14 protein-coding genes and 1 pseudogene are annotated in these 16762 nt (G+C 74.3%); 8 read left to right on the top strand and 7 right to left on the bottom strand.

All coding sequences use genetic code 11. The annotated features are described in order from the left end of the window. Window positions 1–21 precede the first annotated feature (21 nt). On the top strand, window positions 22–1722 hold the full coding sequence (locus tag IE321_RS08315; protein WP_190222330.1) for a DUF885 domain-containing protein: 1701 nt from the start codon (window positions 22–24) through the stop codon (window positions 1720–1722). Window positions 1723–1793: 71 nt separating this feature from the next. Next, window positions 1794–2240: an Lrp/AsnC family transcriptional regulator gene (locus IE321_RS08310; RefSeq protein ID WP_043223360.1), complete on the top strand. Its 447-nt coding sequence runs from the start codon at window positions 1794–1796 to the stop codon at window positions 2238–2240. On the opposite strand, the gene IE321_RS08305 is transcribed toward IE321_RS08310, so the two are convergent. From IE321_RS08305 to IE321_RS08290, 4 genes are all read right to left on the bottom strand, one after another. After that, window positions 2230–5304, bottom strand: coding sequence for an AAA family ATPase (locus IE321_RS08305; RefSeq protein ID WP_190222329.1), 3075 nt, complete (start codon window positions 5302–5304; stop codon window positions 2230–2232). The two genes, IE321_RS08310 and IE321_RS08305, sit on opposite strands and share 11 nt — an antisense overlap. After that, a complete protein-coding gene (locus IE321_RS08300; RefSeq protein ID WP_190222328.1) occupies window positions 5301–6476 on the bottom strand; it encodes an exonuclease SbcCD subunit D in 1176 nt (391 codons plus the stop codon). Before IE321_RS08300 ends, IE321_RS08305 begins: the two co-directional genes overlap by 4 nt. Window positions 6477–6716: 240 nt before the next feature. After that, entirely contained in the window at window positions 6717–7343 is a 627-nt protein-coding gene (locus IE321_RS08295) for a YigZ family protein (RefSeq protein WP_190222327.1), read from the bottom strand. A gap of 9 nt (window positions 7344–7352) precedes the next feature. Continuing rightward, window positions 7353–8762, bottom strand: a complete 1410-nt coding sequence (locus IE321_RS08290; RefSeq protein ID WP_190222326.1) for a PucR family transcriptional regulator — start codon at window positions 8760–8762, stop codon at window positions 7353–7355. Window positions 8763–8948: 186 nt separating this feature from the next. On the opposite strand from IE321_RS08290, the gene IE321_RS08285 reads away from it, so the two are divergent. The 4 genes and pseudogenes from IE321_RS08285 (at window position 8949) to IE321_RS08275 (ending at window position 12932) form a co-directional block, all read left to right on the top strand. Then, window positions 8949–10439, top strand: coding sequence for a long-chain-fatty-acid--CoA ligase (locus tag IE321_RS08285; protein WP_190222325.1), 1491 nt, complete (start codon window positions 8949–8951; stop codon window positions 10437–10439). Between the two features lie 214 nt (window positions 10440–10653). Next, window positions 10654–10824 (top strand): annotated as a pseudogene (locus IE321_RS42780) (carboxylesterase family protein); the annotation flags it as partial. 11 nt (window positions 10825–10835) lie between these two features. Continuing rightward, complete coding sequence (locus tag IE321_RS08280; protein WP_264202441.1) at window positions 10836–12329, top strand: carboxylesterase/lipase family protein; 1494 nt, start codon at window positions 10836–10838, stop codon at window positions 12327–12329. A gap of 162 nt (window positions 12330–12491) precedes the next feature. Next, complete coding sequence (locus IE321_RS08275) at window positions 12492–12932, top strand: CoA-binding protein (protein WP_190222324.1); 441 nt, start codon at window positions 12492–12494, stop codon at window positions 12930–12932. A 107-nt stretch (window positions 12933–13039) separates the two neighbouring features. On the opposite strand, the gene IE321_RS08270 is transcribed toward IE321_RS08275, so the two are convergent. After that, on the bottom strand, window positions 13040–13603 hold the full coding sequence (locus IE321_RS08270; RefSeq protein ID WP_043223522.1) for a YbaK/EbsC family protein: 564 nt from the start codon (window positions 13601–13603) through the stop codon (window positions 13040–13042). Window positions 13604–13647: 44 nt separating this feature from the next. Next, on the bottom strand, window positions 13648–14220 hold the full coding sequence (locus IE321_RS08265) for a helix-turn-helix domain-containing protein (RefSeq protein ID WP_043223352.1): 573 nt from the start codon (window positions 14218–14220) through the stop codon (window positions 13648–13650). A gap of 119 nt (window positions 14221–14339) precedes the next feature. Between IE321_RS08265 and IE321_RS08260 the strand changes: the two genes are divergently transcribed. Beyond that, entirely contained in the window at window positions 14340–15203 is an 864-nt protein-coding gene (locus IE321_RS08260; RefSeq protein ID WP_190222323.1) for a DMT family transporter, read from the top strand. Between the two features lie 9 nt (window positions 15204–15212). Here IE321_RS08260 and IE321_RS08255 read toward each other — a convergent pair whose 3' ends face one another. After that, on the bottom strand, window positions 15213–16031 hold the full coding sequence (locus IE321_RS08255) for an acyltransferase (protein ID WP_226651806.1): 819 nt from the start codon (window positions 16029–16031) through the stop codon (window positions 15213–15215). A 149-nt stretch (window positions 16032–16180) separates the two neighbouring features. On the opposite strand from IE321_RS08255, the gene IE321_RS08250 reads away from it, so the two are divergent. Then, complete coding sequence (locus IE321_RS08250) at window positions 16181–16708, top strand: gamma carbonic anhydrase family protein (RefSeq protein ID WP_043223347.1); 528 nt, start codon at window positions 16181–16183, stop codon at window positions 16706–16708. The last annotated feature ends 54 nt before the right edge of the window (window positions 16709–16762 follow it).

Below are 16762 nucleotides of genomic sequence, written 5' to 3'. Positions count from 1 at the left end.
GGAGGCATCAGGATGAGACACATGCCAGAGAGTTCCCTCAGCAATCTGCCCCGTCAGGTCGCCGACGCCTTCGTCGACGACCTCATCGCCCTCGACCCGATCACCGGCACCCATCTGGGAATCCGTGAGAGCGCCGGACGCCTTCCCGACTTCTCCCCCGAAGGACAGGAGGCCGTGGCCGCGCTCGCCCGCCGGACCCTCTCCCTGCTCGACGAGGCCGAACGGGTCCCGGGCGCGGACAGCGACGCCGAGCGGCGTTGCGCCCGCCTGCTCCGGGAGCGGCTGACGGCCGAACTGGCCGTGCACGACGCCGACGAGGGCCTGTGCGCGGTCAGCAACATGCGTTCGCCGGCGCACAGCATCCGGATCGTCTTCACCGTGATGCCGACCGAGACCGAGGACGACTGGACGGCCATCGCCGAGCGGCTGCGCGCCGTCCCGGCCGCGCTCGAGGGCTACCGGGCCTCGCTCGCGCTCGGCCTGGAGCGCAAGCTGTACGGCGGGCCGCGCGCCACCGCCACCTTCGTCGGCCAGCTCGCCGACTGGGCGGGCGGGGACGGCGAGCCGGGCTGGTTCGAGCAGTACGCGGCGGCCCGCTCGGACTCGCTCCCGGCGGAGCTGCGTACGGAGCTCGCCGCGGCCGCCGAGGAGGCGAGCGCCTCCCTCGCCGCGCTGCGGGACTGGATGCGCGACGTGTACGTCCCCGCCGTCGCCGACGCTCCCGACACCGTGGGCCGCGAGCGCTACCGGCGCTGGAGCCGCTACTTCAACGGCACCGACCTGGACCTCGACCAGGCGTACGCCTACGGCTGGGACGAGTACCACCGGCTGCGCGCGGAGATGGTCACCGAGGCCGACCGGATCCTGCCGGGCTCCGACCCGTGGGCCGCGCTCGCCCACCTCGACGAGCACGGCACCCACATCGAGGGCGTCGACGAGGTCCGCGAGTGGCTCCAGCGGCTCATGGACGAGGCGATCGACGCGCTCGACGGCACCCACTTCGAACTCGCCGAGCGGGTGCGCAAGGTGGAGTCGCACATCGCCCCGGCGGGCGGCGCGGCCGCCCCGTACTACACGGGCCCCTCCGAGGACTTCTCGCGCCCCGGCCGGACCTGGCTGCCGGTGGACGGGCAGACCCGGTTCCCGGTCTACGACCTGGTGTCGACCTGGTATCACGAGGGCGTCCCCGGCCATCACCTCCAGATCGCGCAGTGGGCGCACGTCGCCGACAGCCTCTCGCGCTACCAGGCCACCATCGGCATGGTCAGCGCCAACGCGGAGGGCTGGGCGCTGTACGCGGAGCGGCTGATGGACGAGCTCGGCTTCCTGCCGGACGCGGAGCGCCGGCTCGGCTACCTGGACGCGCAGATGATGCGCGCCTGCCGGGTGATCGTCGACATCGGCATGCACCTGGAGCTGGAGATTCCGGCGGACTCGCCGTTCCACCCGGGCGAGCGGTGGACGCCGGACCTGGCGCAGGAGTTCTTCCAGGCGCACAGCAGCCGCCCGCCGGCGTTCGTGGAGAGCGAGCTGACGCGCTACCTGTCGATGCCGGGCCAGGCCATCGGCTACAAGCTGGGCGAGCGGGCGTGGCTGCTCGGCCGCGAGCGGGCCCGCGAGGCGCACGGTGACGCGTTCGACGCGAAGGCGTGGCACATGGCCGCGCTGAGCCAGGGGCCGCTGGGCCTGGACGACCTCGTGGACGAGATCTCCCGCCTCTGATCGCACGGCACGGAAGGTTTCCCCGGCGGAACTCTTGATCCGCCGGGGAAACCCCTGTTGGCTCGGGTCTCATGAACGACTACACCCCGGACGCCACCGACTGGCGCATCCTCGACGCCCTCCAGGCCCAGGGGCGGGCCAGCTACGCCGAGCTCGCCCGCGCCGTCTCCATGTCCCCCTCGGCCGTGACCGAGCGGGTGCGGCGCCTGGAGGAGGCCGGGGTGATCACCGGGTACTCCGCGGTGGTGGACCACGAGCGGCTGGGGCTGCCGATCCTCGCCTTCGTACGGCTCCGCTACCCCACCGGCAACTACAAGCCGTTCCACGACCTGGTCGCCGTCACCCCCGAGGTGCTGGAGGCCCACCACGTCACCGGCGACGACTGCTTCGTGATCAAGGTCGCGGCCCGTTCCATGCGGCACCTGGAGGAGATCTCCGGGAAGATCGGCACGCTCGGATCGGTGACGACCAGCGTCGTCTACTCCTCGCCGCTCCCCCGTCGCGCCGTCAGCCGCTGAGCCCGTCGCCGCCGAACCCTTCGCCACCGAGTCCGTCCCCGCCGGCGCGGAGGCGTACGGCCGAGCCGTGCCGGGACTTGGTGACCTCCAGCTGGGCCGGGATCCGGCGGCGCAGGTCTGCGACGTGGCTGACGATGCCCACGCTCCGGTCCCGTTCGCGCAGCGAGTCCAGGACGTCGAGCACCTCGTCGAGGGTCTGGTCGTCGAGGCTGCCGAAACCCTCGTCGATGAAGAGGGTGTCCAGGCGGACGCCGCCCGCCTCGTCCGTGACGACGTCGGCGAGGCCGAGGGCCAGCGCGAGCGAGGCGAAGAAGGTCTCGCCACCCGAAAGGGTGGCGGTGTCGCGTTCGTTGCCGGTCCAGGCGTCGACGACGTGGAGTCCGAGGCCGCTGCGCCGCGCACCGGCGCGCACGTCGGAGTGGACGAGGGTGTAGCGGCCGGAGGACATCCGCTGGAGGCGGGCGGAGGCGGCCGCGGCGACCTGTTCGAGCCGGGCGGCGAGGACGTACGACTCCAGGCGCATGCGGCGTTCGTTCTCGGCGGAGGTGCCCGCGGTGAGGCCGGCGAGCCGCGCCACGCGGTCGTGCGCGGTACGCAGCGGGCCCAGGCGGCGCACCTCGGTCTCGGCCTGGCGGGCGAGGCCGGCGAGTCCGGTGACCCGGTCGCGTGCCGCGGCGAGCCCGGCGCCGGCCGCCCGCAGGGAACGCTCGGCGGCCGTGTGGACGGCCTCGGCTGCGGCGGGTGCGGCGGGTGGGAGGGCGGCGGCCTCCTCGATGCCGGGTTCGGCGAGCCGGTCGGCGATCGCGGCGGCCTCGGCCTGCCAGACGTCGAGGCGGTGCTGACGCGCGCGGCGCCCGTGCTCGTCCAGGAGCGCGGCCGCGGCCTCGGCGGGGGTGGTGAATCCGGCCCGGTAGGCGGCGTCGGAGAGTTGGGCGTCCGCCTTCTTGAGGCGGTCGGCCGCGAGCTCCTCGGCGCGTACGGCTCCGGCGGCGTCGACCAGGAGGGCGATGCGGCGCTCCAGGAGGTCGGCGTGTTCGGCCACGGTGGCGAAGGTGCCGCGTCCCCGGGCCAATTCCTCCGCGATCTCCGCCCGCTGTCGCTCGATGCCTTCGCGCTGCGAGGTACGGGCGGCGACGCGGCGCTCCGCCTCCCGTTGGGCGGCTGCCCTCTCCTCGTGCTCGCGCTCGGCCCGCGCCAGCGCCTCGCGCGCCGCGTGGGTCCGGGCGGCGAGCGCGTGCGCCTCCGCGTGGCGGGCGGTCAGTTCGTCCGCCTCGGCGGCGAGGTCGGCAACGGTGGGCTGACTGGGCATCTGCCCTGACGGAGCCAGGGAGTGGACCTCTTCGCGAGCGGCGGCGAGGGCTTCGCGGGTGCCCGCGAGCTCGCGCTCGGCGGCGCGACCGACCTCGTCGGCCTCCGTGTAGCGGGCGTAGGCGGCCTCCTCGGCCGCCCGGTCGACGTGGTCGGCCGTGGTCGCGGCCGGAGCCGGGTGGCTTGTGCATCCGCACACCTGGCAGGGGTCGCCGTCGACGAGACTCGCGGCGAGTTCGGCGGCGATGCCGCGCAGTCGGCGGGACTTGAGGTCGAGCCAGGTCTCATGCGCGGCGTTGCGGTGCTCGCGGGCGGCCGCGTACCGCTCCTCGGTCCGGGCCAGGGTCCGGGCGAGGGTGTCGCGGCGGCGGGCCGCGGCGAGGCGGAGGCGGAGGGGTTCGAGCCGGCCGGCGAGCTGCTCGGCGCGCGCGGCGGCCTCCTGCGCGGCGTCGACGAGCTGCTGGAGCGCGGCCCGCCGGGGCTCCCAGTCGGCGAGCCAGCCGGCCGCCTCCTGGAGGGCCTCCTCGTCGGCGCGGGCTTCGCGTTCCAGGAGGGCCCGTTCCTCGGCGAGCGCGGCGGCGCGGCTCTCGGCGCGCCGGGCCGCGGCGAGGCCACCGAGGTCCTCGCGGAGCCGGTTCTCCAGGGTGGAGAGCTGCTCGGCCGGGGCCTCGGCGAGGTCGGGAGGCAGTTGCGAACCCGCCGACCGGCGGACGGCGAGCGCGCCGGCGTGTTCGCGTTCGGCGTCGTGGCGCAGCGCGAGGGCGGGCGCGACCCGTTCGGCCTTGAGCGCGAGGTCGAGGGCCTGCCGGTCCCGGTCCCGCTCGGGGACCCGGGCGGTGAGTGCCTCGCGGCGGCGCAGGGCCTCGGCGTGGCGGGACTGGCGAGCGGCGAGATCCCGGGCGTGTTCGGCGGCGACGCGGGCGAGTCCCTCGACGTGTTCGGCGGCGGCGAGCCGGACGCCGGCGATGTCGGCGGCCTCCCGGGCCTCGGTGCGGGCGACGGCGCCCCAGCCGAGCACGGTGTCGGCGAGACCGGGCTCACCGGGCTTGCCCTCGACCGGGGTGCGGGCCGCGGGCAGCCCGTCGGCGGCCTGCGCCATGCGGTGGGCGAGGGCGAGGAGCCGGGCGTCGCCCTCCTCGACGCTGTGCGCCGCGTCTCGGCGGAGCTCGGCGAGGCGCTCCTCCACGGCGGCGAAGCGGCGGGTGTCGAAGAGCCGGCCGAGGAGCCGGCCGCGGGCTTCGGCGTCGGCGCGCAGGAAGCGGGCGAAGTCGCCCTGCGGCAGCAGGACCACCTGGCAGAACTGGTCCCGGCTCATGCCGAGGAGCTGGGTGATCTCCTCGCCGATCTCCTGGTGGGACTTGCTGAGGCCGGTCCACGCGCGCGTGGCGGGGTCGTACTCGCGCAGCGTGCTCTGCGCCTTCTCCGTGGTGAAGCCTCCGCCCCGCTTCTTCGGGCGCGGCTGGGCGGGGCTGCGCGTGATCTCCAGGCGCCGGCCGCCGACGGTGAGGTCGAGCAGTACCTCGGTGAGGGTGTCGGCGGGCGCGTGGTCGCTGCGGAGGGTGGTGCCGGGCCCCTGACGGGCGCCGGGCACGCTCCCGTACAGGGCGAAGCAGACGGCGTCGAGGACGGAGGTCTTGCCCGCGCCGGTGGGGCCGTGGAGGAGGAAGAGTCCGGCCGTGGACAGGGTGTCGAAGTCGACGGTCTGCGTCGTCCCGAAGGGGCCGAAGGCGGTGATCTCCAGCCGGTGCAGCCTCATCGGCCCCCCTCGCGTTCGGTGGCGGCGGTGTCGACACGGACGTCGTCGAAGGCGCCGTACAGCACGTTCCGTTCCGCGGCGTCGAGTCCGGCGCCGACGCGGACGTGGGACACGAAGTCCTCCGCGATCTGCTGGTCGCTGCGGCCGCGCAGCCGTTGCGCGTAGGAGGCGAGGGACTCGGTGTCGGCGCGCTCGGGGTCGAAGACGAGGTGGAGGGTGTGCGGGAAGCGTTCGGCGAGCCGGGCCATCGGATCGTGGGGTCGCACGGCGTCGGTGAGGGTGGCCTCGATCCAGGAGTCCTGGTGCCGGTCGTGGGCCGGGTCGGCGAGGAGGTCTTCGAGGCGGCCCCGCAGACGGGCGAGGGGGCGGGGCACCGGGCAGTCGACGCGCTCGGCGGCGGCCACCTCGCCGTCGGCTCCGAGGTCGATCAGCCACATCGTCTTGCGGTGGTCGGTCTCGGAGAAGGAGTAGGCGAGCGGCGAACCGGAGTACCGCACGCGCGGGGTGAGGGCCTGGGAACCGTGGAGGTGGCCGAGGGCCACGTAGTCGACCCCGTCGAAGACGGTGGTGGGGACGGCCGCGACACCGCCGACGGTGATGTCGCGTTCGCTGTCGCTGGGCGCGCCGCCCGCGACGAAGGCGTGCGCGAGCACGACGGACCGCGTGCCTGCGGGGCGCGCGGCAAGATCGGCGCGGACCCGGTCCATGGCGGCGACCAGCACCGCCTCGTGCCCCGGCTTCGCGGCCCCGAGCCGCTCCCGTACGAGTGCGGGCTCCAGGTACGGCAGGCCGTAGAGGGCGACGTCGCCGTGCGCGTCGGCGAGGACGACGGGGGTGCCGATGCCGGCCGGATCGGTGCGCAGGTGGATCCCGGCCCGGTCGAGGAGTCCGGCACCGACGCCGAGGCGGCGGGCGGAGTCGTGGTTGCCGGAGATCATGACCGTGGGCACGCCGGCCTCGGCGAGGCGGTGCAGCGCCCGGTCGAAGAGCGCGACGGCGGACAGCGGGGGAACGGCACGGTCGTACACGTCGCCGGCGACGAGGACGGCGTCCACCTCGCGGTCGCGGACGGTGGCGACGAGGTGATCGAGGAAGGCGGCCTGGGCGTCGAGGAGCCCGACGCGGTGGAAGGACCGGCCGAGGTGCCAGTCCGAGGTGTGCAGAAGCCTCACGTCGTCGTCCCACCCCGCATGCGCGTGCCGCTCCTCGCCCCTGGTTCCGGTTCCGTCGCGCGTGCCGCCGGGCCCGCCCTTGTATGTCTGCCCACCACGCTAACCCGGCCGGGGAGGTGGCCGGGGCCACGCGGGAGTGAAGGGCGTGGCCAGGTTCGGGGATGGGCGGAGGTGCGGGTGTACGAGAGGGGCGGAGGCGCGGGTGTGCGGGAAGGGCGGAGACGCGGGAGGGGCGGAGGGTCAGGCGTCGCCGTACGCCTCGCCTCCGAGTTCCACGGTGGCCGTGCCGGCCGTCACGTCGGCGAGCCAGGCGCGGAAGGCGGACACGTCGGCGTCGGGCAGGCCGATCTCGATGGTGACGGCTTCGGCGTAGCGCACCTCGCGCACGGAGCGGCCGGTGGACCGGAGGTCGTTCTCCAGCTTTCCGGCCCGCTGGTGGTCGACGGTGACGGTGGCGATCCGGTAGCGCCGGCGGGTGACGGTGCCGAGCGCGTCGAGGGCTTCGCCGACGACGCCGCCGTACGCGCGGATGAGACCGCCCGCGCCGAGTTTCACCCCGCCGTAGTAGCGGGTGACGACGGCGGCGACGTACCGCATCTCGCGGCGCAGCAGCATCTGGAGCATCGGCACGCCGGCCGTCCCGCCGGGCTCGCCGTCGTCGCTCGCCTTCTGGACGGAGGCGTCGGCGCCGAGCACGTAGGCGAAGCAGTTGTGGGTGGCCGTCGGGTGCTCCCGGCGGATCCGGGCCACGAACTCCTGGGCCTCGCGCTCGTCGGCGACCGGTGCGAGTGCACAGAGGAACCGCGAACGGTTGATCTCGGTCTCGTGGACGCCCTCGCGGGCCAGCGTGCGGTACTCCTCCTGCATTCCGCCAGCCTACGTGCCGTACGCGTCCCACTCCGCGCCGCCCGTGCCGTGCTGATCCGCCACGATCGGGGCGGCCCCGGGGGCGTCCGCGAGGCCGACGTACGGAAGGGCGCGCAGGGCAAGTGCCCAACCCATCCGTGCTTCGCCAGATTCGCTGGACCGGCCGGTGAGCTCGGCCACGCGGCCGATGCGGTTCAGTACGGTGTTGCGGTGGCAGTAGAGGAGTTCCGCCGCCTTGGAGGCGGAGCAGCCGTGGTCCAGCCAGACGCGGAGGGTGCTCAGGAGGGCGTTGCGCTCGCCGCCCGTGACGAGGACGGGACCGAGGTTGACGGTGACGATCCGCTCGGCGATGTCGGGGCGGGCGCTGAGCAGGACCTCGGGGAGCCGCGCGTCGAAGAGGGCGACCTCGCCGCTGCCCGCGCGGAGGGTACGAAGGGTCTGCTCGGCGTGCCGGAGCGCGCGGCCCGCCTGGGAGAGGCGTTCGAACTCGGGCGAGACGCCGGCGGTGGCGCCGGTGCGCTCCCGCAGCGCGTCGAGGAGCCGGACCAGTGCCGGGTCGAGCCGGGCGCCGGGCGGAGGGGCGGTCCGGCCGGCGGGGTTGTCGCGGCGCGGGAGGCGGACGATGCCGGCGTACCGGCCGGAACGCGGGCGCCAGAACGACCACAGCCCCTGTGCCTCCAGAACGGGCGCGGGTTGGGGCGGCGCCGCCGGATCCTGGGTGGCGACCACGACGACGTACCGGTCCTGGGCGGGCACCCCCAGGGCGGCGGCCGCGGCGGAGGCGATGGCGGGGTCGTCGGCGCGACCGTCGAGGAGCGCTTCGAAGAGCGCGGCGCGGCGGGTGTCCTCCTGGTTCTGGAGTTCCAGCCGGGCGATGCGGTACGCGTCGGCCATGGCGACCGAGTAGCGGTCGATGGTCTCCCAGACGGCGCCTGCGGCGTCGAGCTCCAGGTCGCGACTGTCTGCCTCGCGGCGGGTCCGGGTCCGCAGGTGCTCGGCCATGACCTGCCACAGGACCCGCCCGCCGCGGCGGTAGGCCTGGAGGACGATGTCGAGCGGGACGCCCTGCTCGGCGCGGCGGCGGCCGGTCTCGCGGGCGGCGCCCTCGAAGTCACCGCCGGTCGGGGCGAGCCCGCCGAGGTCCTCCAGGACGCGCAGCATGTTGTCGCGGCAGATCGCCCACAGGTCGTCACGGGTGACGGGGTCTCCGGAGGCGTATGTGCCGGAGTGGGCGCGGATGTCGTCCACGGCCCGGTCGGTGAGCCGGTCGACGTCGGCGAGCAGCGCGGTGGCGAGGGAGCGGCGCAGCGCCCCGGAGCCGCCGGCCGAGCCGAGCCGGGTGTGCGCGCCGCGTGCGGCCGACGGGTCGGAGGAGCGGCCGGACGTGGGGTCGGGGGCGCCGGGCGGGCTGGGCGTCATGGCTGGCACCGTAGCGCCGCGCTTTGGCGATTGCCACGCTCCGGTGGCCGCCGAGGGGCCGATGCCCAGCCCGGATCCACGCATGGTGGGCGTCTGCACATGGTGTCGCGGTACTTCCACGATCGATTCTGAGCCGTGTCACGGAATGTTGACACCGCCGTCAACTCCACGTCTCAGGAGCGTGTCATGTCGCTGAGTGTCGCCGGCGTGCTGGGCGAGTCCACCCGCCACTTCCCCGACCGGATCGCCGTCGTCGAGGGTGCGAGCCGGTTCACCTACCGCGAGCTGTGGGACGCGGCGCTGCGCTGCGCCGCCGGACTGCGGGAGGCGGGGGTGAAGCCCGGCGACCGGGTGGCGGTGCTGCTGCCGAACACGACCGAGTTCCTGCGGGTCTACTACGGCGCTCTCGCGGCGGGCGCGACCGTCGTGCCGGTGCACGCGCTGCTCGTCGCCGACGAGGTGCGTTTTGTGCTGGAGCACAGTGGCGCGGTCGCGATCGTGAGCGGCGGACCGCTGTGGGCGGTCGCCGACGAGGCGGCGCGGGCCGCGGGCGTGCGGGCCTTCCAGGGCGCTCCGTCGTCACCGGAGCCGCTGGTCGCCGCGGAGCCGGCCGATCCGTCCGACCCGGCGGTGATCCTCTACACGAGCGGCACCACGGGGCGCCCCAAGGGGGCCCGGCTGACCCATCTCAACATCGTCATGAACGCGGCCGTGACCTCGCAGGATCTCCTCGGTCTCGGCGAGGGTGACGTCGTCCTCGGATGTCTGCCGTTGTTCCACAGCTACGGACAGACGTGCGCCATGAACGGGACGCTGCGCCAGGGCGCCACGCTTGTGCTGATGCCCAGGTTCAGCGGCCCGGCGGCGCTGGAGGTGCTGGCCTCCGAGGGCGTGACGGTGTTCATGGGCGTGCCGACGATGTACCACGCGTTGGTGGAGGCCGCGGCGACGTCGGACCGGCGCCCGGAGGCCTTGCGCGCGGCGGTCTCCGGCGGTGCGGCCTTGCCGGTCGCCGTCCTGGAGCGCTTCGAGGAGGCCTTCTCGACACAGATCCTGGAGGGGTACGGCCTGACGGAGACCTCGCCGGTCGCGACCTTCAACCAGCCGCACCTCGGGCGCCGGCCCGGCACGGTGGGGCACCCCGTCTGGGGCGTCGAGGTCGGGGTGGCCGACGCGGCCGTCGACGGCGAGATCCGGCTGCTGTCCGACGGCGAGATCGGCGAGGTGGTCGTGCGGGGCCACAACGTCTTCGCCGGGTATCTCGACGATCCCGAGGCGACGGCCGCCGCGATCGTGGACGGCTGGTTCCGCACCGGTGACCTGGGCGCGCGGGACGAGGACGGCTTCCTGCGGATCGTGGACCGGAAGAAGGACCTGGTGATCCGCGGTGGGTTCAACATCTACCCGCGTGAGGTCGAGGAGGTCCTGGTCCGCCACCCCTCGATCTCCGAGGTCGCCGTGATCGGCGTCCCGGACGAGGCGAAGGGCGAGGAGGTGTGCGCGGTGGTGGTCCGCCGCGAGGGCTCCGCCGCCGTCACGGAGGACGAGCTCGTCGACTGGGCGCGGGAGCGCCTCGGCCGCCACAAGTACCCGCGCCTCGTCCGCTTCGTCGACACGCTGCCCCTGGGCCCGACCGGCAAGGTGCTCAAGCGGGCACTGGTGACACCCGCCGGCTGAGCCCGGTCGTGACGCGAACCCGGTCGTTGTGCGAATTCGGCCGCCGTGCGAACGCGGTCGCCGTGCGAACGCGGTCGCCGTGAACGTCGGCTGGGCATCCGCACATCGACGTACGAGTCGCGGCACGGGTCTCCCCCGCCGACGGTTCCGTGCGTCATCATCCACCGCACGGACCCACCCCCTCCTCCCCCTCTTCGTACGGAAGGACGCAGGTATGACGACTCCGGAGCTGGAGCAGGACACCGGGTTCGGAGCGGGAGCGCCCGAGGCGGTGATCGGCGCCGGGAGGCTGAGCGGCACCTTCGTGGCCGACGGGGTAGCCGCCTTCCTCGGCGTGCCGTACGCGCGGGCCCCCTTCGGGGCGCTCCGGTTCCGGGCACCGGAGCCGGTGGAGCCGTGGGAAGGCGTACGGAAGGCGACGGAGTTCGGACCGACCGCGCCGAAGCGGCCCTACGCTCCCCCGCTGGACGCGCTCCTGCCGGATCCCACGGTCGAGGCGACGACTGCCTCAACGTCAACGTCTGGGCACCCTGGACTCCCACGGGTCCGACGACCACGGCGGGTACGACGACCACGGCAGGTAAGACGGCCATGGCGGATACGACGGGCACGGCGGGTGCGACCGGGACATCGGACCCGGCCGCCGCTCCCTCCCCCGCCCGTCCGGTGATGGTGTGGATCCACGGCGGATCGCTGATCCACGGTTCCAACGCCGTGCCCGTGTACGACGGGACCGCGTTCGCGCGCGACGGCGTCGTCCTCGTCTCCGTCAACTACCGGCTCGGTGTGGAGGGCTTCGGGGTCTTCCCCGACGCGCCCGCCAACCTCGGCCTGCGCGACCAGATCGCCGCCCTCGTGTGGGTGCGCGAGAACATCGCCGCCTTCGGCGGCGATCCGGAGCGGGTGACGGTGTTCGGGGAGTCCGCGGGCGCGATCTCGATCGCGGCGCTGCTCGCCTCACCGCTCGCGCGCGGACTGTTCCGGAGGGCGGTCGTGCAGAGCGGGGCGCCGATGGCGCTTCCGCTGGAGCGGGCGCGGCGGACGACGGAGGCGGTGGCGAAGCGGCTGGGGGTCCCGGCGACGGCGGAGGCGTTCGCCGCGGTGGATCGCGAGCGGCTGCTCACGGCGCAGACGGAGGTGACGGCGAAGGGCTCGCCGTTGACCGGGAGCGGGCACTCCTTCCAGATCGTCGTGGACGGGGACGTGCTGCCGCGCGATCCCGCGGCGGCCTTGACGGGCGGCGGGCAGGACGGGGCCGCTGACCGGACCTCCCCTGGGCAGGTGCCCAAGGACGCCGTCGGGGGGCCGGGCGTCGAGTCCGCCGGCGTGGACTTGCTGATGGGGACGACGACGGAGGAGTACCGGCTCTGGTTCGTGCCGAGCGGGCTCGTGGAGCGGCTGTCGCCGCTGATGCTGCGGCTCGCCCTGTGGAAGACGCGGGTGCCGTCCCGTACCGCGCGGGTCTACCGCGCGAACCGGCCCCAGGCGCGACCCGGCGAGGTCCTGGGCGCGCTCGCCACCGACAAGCTGCTGCGGGTGCCGTTGAACCGGTGGGCCGACGCGCGGCTGCGGGCGGGGGCGGCCGGGCGTACGTATCTGTACGAGTTCGGCTGGCCGTCACCGGTGCTCGGACTGGGCGCCTGCCACGCGCTGGAGCTCGGCTTCGTCTTCGACACCCTGGACACGCCGGAGACGGAGGCGCTGACCGGGCCGGACGCGCCGCGTGAACTGGCGGAGGCGATGCACGCGGCCTGGGTGGCGTTCGCGACGGACGGTGCCCCGGGGTGGCGGGCGTGGGACGCGGAACGGCCCGTGATGGCCTTCGGTCCGGGACGTCCGGCCACGGTGTCGGCCCCTCGTGAGGAGGAGCGAAGCTCCTGGGACGCCTGAGGCCGCCGCGCGACACCCCGGCTGCCTTCCCCGCCCTTCCCCGCCCTTCCCCGCCCTTCCCCGCCCTTCCCCGCCCTTCCGCGCCGGTTCGGGAAGGATCCGGGGGTCCGGCGAGTTCGTAACGGGGAAGCCCGTGTGACGGAACGAAGGAAGGCAGCAGGGATGAGCGTCGACACCACGACCACCGAGGCGACGGAGCGTTCCGAGGAGGAGACCGTCCGCCGGATCCTGACGGGCACGGGCGACACCTGGGCCGTCGTGGGCCTGTCCTCCAACCGGGAGCGAGCCGCGTACGGAGTGGCGGCCGTGCTCCAGCGCTTCGGCAAGCGGATCGTCCCCGTCCACCCGAAGGCGGAGACGGTCCACGGCGAGCAGGGGTACGCCTCCCTCGCCGACATCCCCTTCCCCGTCGACGTCGTGGACGTCTTCGTCAACAGCGACCTGGCCGGCGCGGTCGCCGACGAGGCGCGGGAGATCGGCGCGAAGGCCGTGTGGTTCCAGCTCGGCGTCGTCGACGAGCGCGCGTACGCGCGCACGACCGGCGCGGGCCTCGACATGGTGATGGACCGCTGCCCGGCGATCGAGATCCCGCGTCTGGGCTGATGCCCAACGGCGGCCCGTAACGACCGGTACACCCCCACGTGACGTCAGCCCGTCACCACAGGGCGCTCCCCCATGACGGGCCCGCCGCCACACGCCCCCGGGAGCCGTCACCCAGCCGCCACGCCCAGCCCTTCCAGTACGACGGCGTTCGGCAGTTGGGCGAATGCCTTGCCCGGGAGGATGATCTTGCCGCGGCGGCGGCCGCTGCCGACGAGGACCCAGGGGGTGTCGACGACGGCGGCGTCGACGAGGAGCGGCCAGTCGGCGGGGAGGCCGATCGGGGTGATGCCGCCGTACTCCATGCCGCTCTCGCCGGTGGCGGTGTCCATCGGCGCGAAGCTGACCTTGCGCGCGCCGAGGTGCTTGCGTACGACGCCGTTGACGTCGACGCGGGTCGCCGACTTCACCACGCACGCGGCGAGGGTCGTCGTGTCGCCGCGCTTGCCTGCCACGACGACGCAGTTCGCGGACTGGTCGAGGAGGTCGGGGCCGTAGTGTTCGACGAAGACAGCGGTGTCGGCGATGGCCGGGTCGGTGTCGACGTAGACGATCTGGTCCGCGGGCACCGGCCCGGTCCAGGAGCGGACGGCCGCGGCGACGGGCGGCGTGAGGAGGTCCAGGCGGTCGGGGGCGGGACGGGCGTCGTCGAAGGCTCCGATGGGTGCGCGCATGCGGGTCACGCTAGCGGCTCCCGCGGGCCGCGCGGCCGCGCGTCTCAGCGTACGGGCGGGATCGAGACGGCCATCGTCATCTCGACCGTCTCCTCGCCGTCGTTGCGGTACGTGTGCGGCGCCGACGCCTCGAAGACGGCGGAGGTGCCGGCCGGGACGGTGTGCGCGACGCCGTCGACGACCAGGGTGAGGACCCCGGCGACCACGTGGAGCAGCTCCGTGGTCCCCTGCGGGTGCGGGTCGGAGGCGCTGCCCTCGCCCGGCACGAGCGACCAGGACCAGAGTTCGAGGGGGCCGCGGGCCTCGGTGCCGACGAGGAGGGTGGTGGAGCTGCCGGCGGGGGTGGACCACATCCGGACGGCCTGCTCCGGCGGGACGAGCCGGACGTGGGGGCCCTGCTCGTAGTCGAGGAGGGTGGTGATGGAGACGCCGAGGGCGTCGGCCAGCTTGACCGTGGTGCCGACGCTCGGGTTGGTGCGTGCCTGCTCGATCTGGATGATCATGCCGCGGCTGACGCCGGAGCGGGCGGCGAGCGCGTCCAGGGTGAAGCCCCGTTCGTTGCGCCAGCGCTTGAGGTTGCGGGCGAGCGACTGGGTCAGCTGGTCGAGGTCCGACACATTCCCGTCCAATATCCTGGATGACAGAGTTCAACAGACTGCACTACGGTGAGGTGCACCCGATCGTGCACTGCACTGTACTGCCCCCGCTCCGCCCGTACCTTCCTGCGAGGACCCCCATGACCGCCGTGTTCGCCCTGGCCACCGCCCTCCTGTGGGGCTTCGCCGACTTCGGGGGCGGACTGCTCACCCGGCGCATCCCGGCCCTCACCGTCGTCGTGGTCTCGCAGAGCCTCGCGGTCCTGGTCCTCGGCGCGGTCGTCGTCGCCACCGGCGCGTGGACCGAGGCCGGACCCGACCTCTGGTACGCGGTCGCCGCCGGTGTCGTCGGACCCGCGGCCATGCTCGCCTTCTACAAGGCCCTCGCGCTCGGCCCGATGGGCGTCGTCTCGCCCCTCGGCTCGCTCGGCGTGGTCGTCCCCGTCACCGTCGGCCTGGTGCTCGGCGACCGGCCGGGGCTGTTCCAGGTCGGCGGCGTCGTCGCGGCGATCGTGGGCATCGTCCTCGCCGGCGGCCCCGAACTGCGCGGCGCGCCCGTCCAGCGCCAGGCGGTCGTCCTGACGCTCTTCGCCGCCTTCGGGTTCGGCGCCGTCATGGCGCTCATCGCCGAGGCGTCGACCACGCTCACCGGCCTGTTCCTCGCGCTGTTCGTCCAGCGCGTCACCAACGTCGCCGTCGGCGGCGGCGCGCTGTACCTCTCCGTGCGGCGCGGCGGCCGCGCCCTGCCCGAGGGGGGCTTCGGTGTGATCCGCGGCGCGCTGCCGGCGCTCGCCTTCGTGGGCCTCGCCGACGTCGCCGCCAACGGCACGTACGCGCTGGCCGCGCAGCGCGGCCCGGTCCTGGTGGCCGCGGTCCTCGCCAGCCTCTACCCCGTCGTGACCGCGCTCGCCGCCTTCGGCGTGCTCCGCGAGCGACTGCGGGCGATCCAGGCGGCGGGAGCGGGGCTCGCCCTCGTCGGCACGGTCCTCATCGCGAGCGGCTGACGGCCGGCCTCAGGAGGACGAGACCTCGGCCTGCTCCCGCGCCTGCGCCTGCTCCCCCGCCTCCTCCTGACCCTGCCCCCGCTCCTTCTCCTGTTCGATCTCCCACGCCGCCAGCGCCGCCAGCTGCTCCGGAGTGACGTCCTCCGGGATCGGCTTCGGGGCCGGGGTGCGCAGGGGCGGCTGCCAGCCGAGCTCCGGGTCCCAGCGGCGTACGACCCTGGCCGGGGCGCCCGCCACCACCGAGTGGTCAGGGACCTCGCCGCGCACCACCGCGCCGGCCGCGACCACGACGTTGCGGCCGATCCGCGCGCCCGGCAGGATCACGGCCCCCGTGCCCAGCCAGCAGCCGGGGCCGATCGAGACCGGCTCGGAGCGGGGCCACTGGCGGCCGATGGGCTCGTGCGGGTCGTCGTAGCTGTGGTTGGTCGAGGTGATGTAGACGTACGGACCGCAGTACGTGTCCGAGCCGATGGTGATGGTCGTGTCGGCGATGACGTGACTGCCGCGGCCGAGCACGACGCCGTTGCCGAGGGTGAGCACCGTCTCGGTGCCGAGGTCGAGCCCCGGCAGCATGCCGGCGGTCAGGGTGACCTGTTCGGCGATGATGCAGCACTCGCCGATCTCGATCCACCGCTCGCCGAAGACCGTGCCCTGCGGGAAGGCCAGCCGGGTGCCCGCGCCGAGCCGCCGGAACCGGAGCCGTCCGGGATGCTCCGCCGTCACCGCTCCCGCCTGCTGCGCCCAGCGCCAGCCGCCCTGGAGCGCGTGGGCGACGACCCGGCGCCGCCAGGCGGCCAGGGATGAGAACGTGTTTCCGTTTCTGGGCACCCCGACACCGTAGTCGGCGGTGTCGGGGCTGATCGGTGCGGTCCCCTGTGATGTCCGTCATGGGCTCGGCATAGGGTGCGGGCAGACAACCGGAAGGCGCGACACCACCACGGCCGCACGGGCCGTACGGACCCTCAGGAGTGACCCCCATGGCAGAGGCGTTGATCAAGGCCGTCGGCGGCAAGGAGCCGAGCGTCGACCCGACCGCGTTCACGGCCCCGACCTCGGTGGTGCTCGGCGAGGTGACGCTCGGGGCGCGCTCCGGCGTCTGGTACCACGCGGTGCTGCGCGCCGACTGCGGCCCCATCACCGTCGGCGAGGACTCCAACGTCCAGGACAACTGCACCGTCCACGTCGACCCCGGCTTCCCCGTCTCGATCGGTGACCGGGTGACCGTCGGGCACAACGCGACCGTGCACGGCTGTGTCATCGAGGACGACGTCCTCGTCGGCATGGGCGCGACGGTGCTCAACGGCGCCCGGATCGGCGCCGGCTCGCTCGTCGCGGCGCAGGCGCTGGTGCCGCAGGGCATGCAGGTGCCGCCCGGCTCGCTCGTCGCCGGCGTCCCCGCGAAGGTGCGGCGCCCGCTGACCGAGGAGGAGCTGGCGGGCATCCGGCTGAACGCCGAGATGTACGTCCACCTGGCCAAGAGCCACGCCGAGGCGTACGAGGACTGACGGCCGGCCGGTGACATGACGGAGGGCGGTGCCCGGGACCTGGTCCCGGGCACC

The sequence above is a fragment of the Streptomyces hydrogenans genome (assembly GCF_014656075.1).
GTDB lineage: Bacteria > Actinomycetota > Actinomycetes > Streptomycetales > Streptomycetaceae > Streptomyces > Streptomyces hydrogenans.
The sequence above is the reverse complement of the archived record's forward strand: the minus strand, read 5'-3'. Positions and strand labels throughout refer to the sequence as shown.

What these genes read in the sequence shown, in the direction of transcription:
- IE321_RS08315 (WP_190222330.1), top strand. Translation starts at nt 22, where the DNA reads ATGCCAGAGAGTTCCCTCAGCAATCTGCCCCGTCAGGTCGCCGACGCC.
- IE321_RS08310 (WP_043223360.1), top strand. Translation starts at nt 1,794, where the DNA reads ATGAACGACTACACCCCGGACGCCACCGACTGGCGCATCCTCGACGCC.
- IE321_RS08305 (WP_190222329.1), bottom strand. Translation starts at nt 5,304, where the DNA reads ATGAGGCTGCACCGGCTGGAGATCACCGCCTTCGGCCCCTTCGGGACG.
- IE321_RS08295 (WP_190222327.1), bottom strand. Translation starts at nt 7,343, where the DNA reads ATGCAGGAGGAGTACCGCACGCTGGCCCGCGAGGGCGTCCACGAGACC.
- IE321_RS08290 (WP_190222326.1), bottom strand. Translation starts at nt 8,762, where the DNA reads ATGACGCCCAGCCCGCCCGGCGCCCCCGACCCCACGTCCGGCCGCTCC.
- IE321_RS08285 (WP_190222325.1), top strand. Translation starts at nt 8,949, where the DNA reads ATGTCGCTGAGTGTCGCCGGCGTGCTGGGCGAGTCCACCCGCCACTTC.
- IE321_RS08275 (WP_190222324.1), top strand. Translation starts at nt 12,492, where the DNA reads ATGAGCGTCGACACCACGACCACCGAGGCGACGGAGCGTTCCGAGGAG.
- IE321_RS08270 (WP_043223522.1), bottom strand. Translation starts at nt 13,603, where the DNA reads ATGCGCGCACCCATCGGAGCCTTCGACGACGCCCGTCCCGCCCCCGAC.
- IE321_RS08260 (WP_190222323.1), top strand. Translation starts at nt 14,340, where the DNA reads ATGACCGCCGTGTTCGCCCTGGCCACCGCCCTCCTGTGGGGCTTCGCC.
- IE321_RS08250 (WP_043223347.1), top strand. Translation starts at nt 16,181, where the DNA reads ATGGCAGAGGCGTTGATCAAGGCCGTCGGCGGCAAGGAGCCGAGCGTC.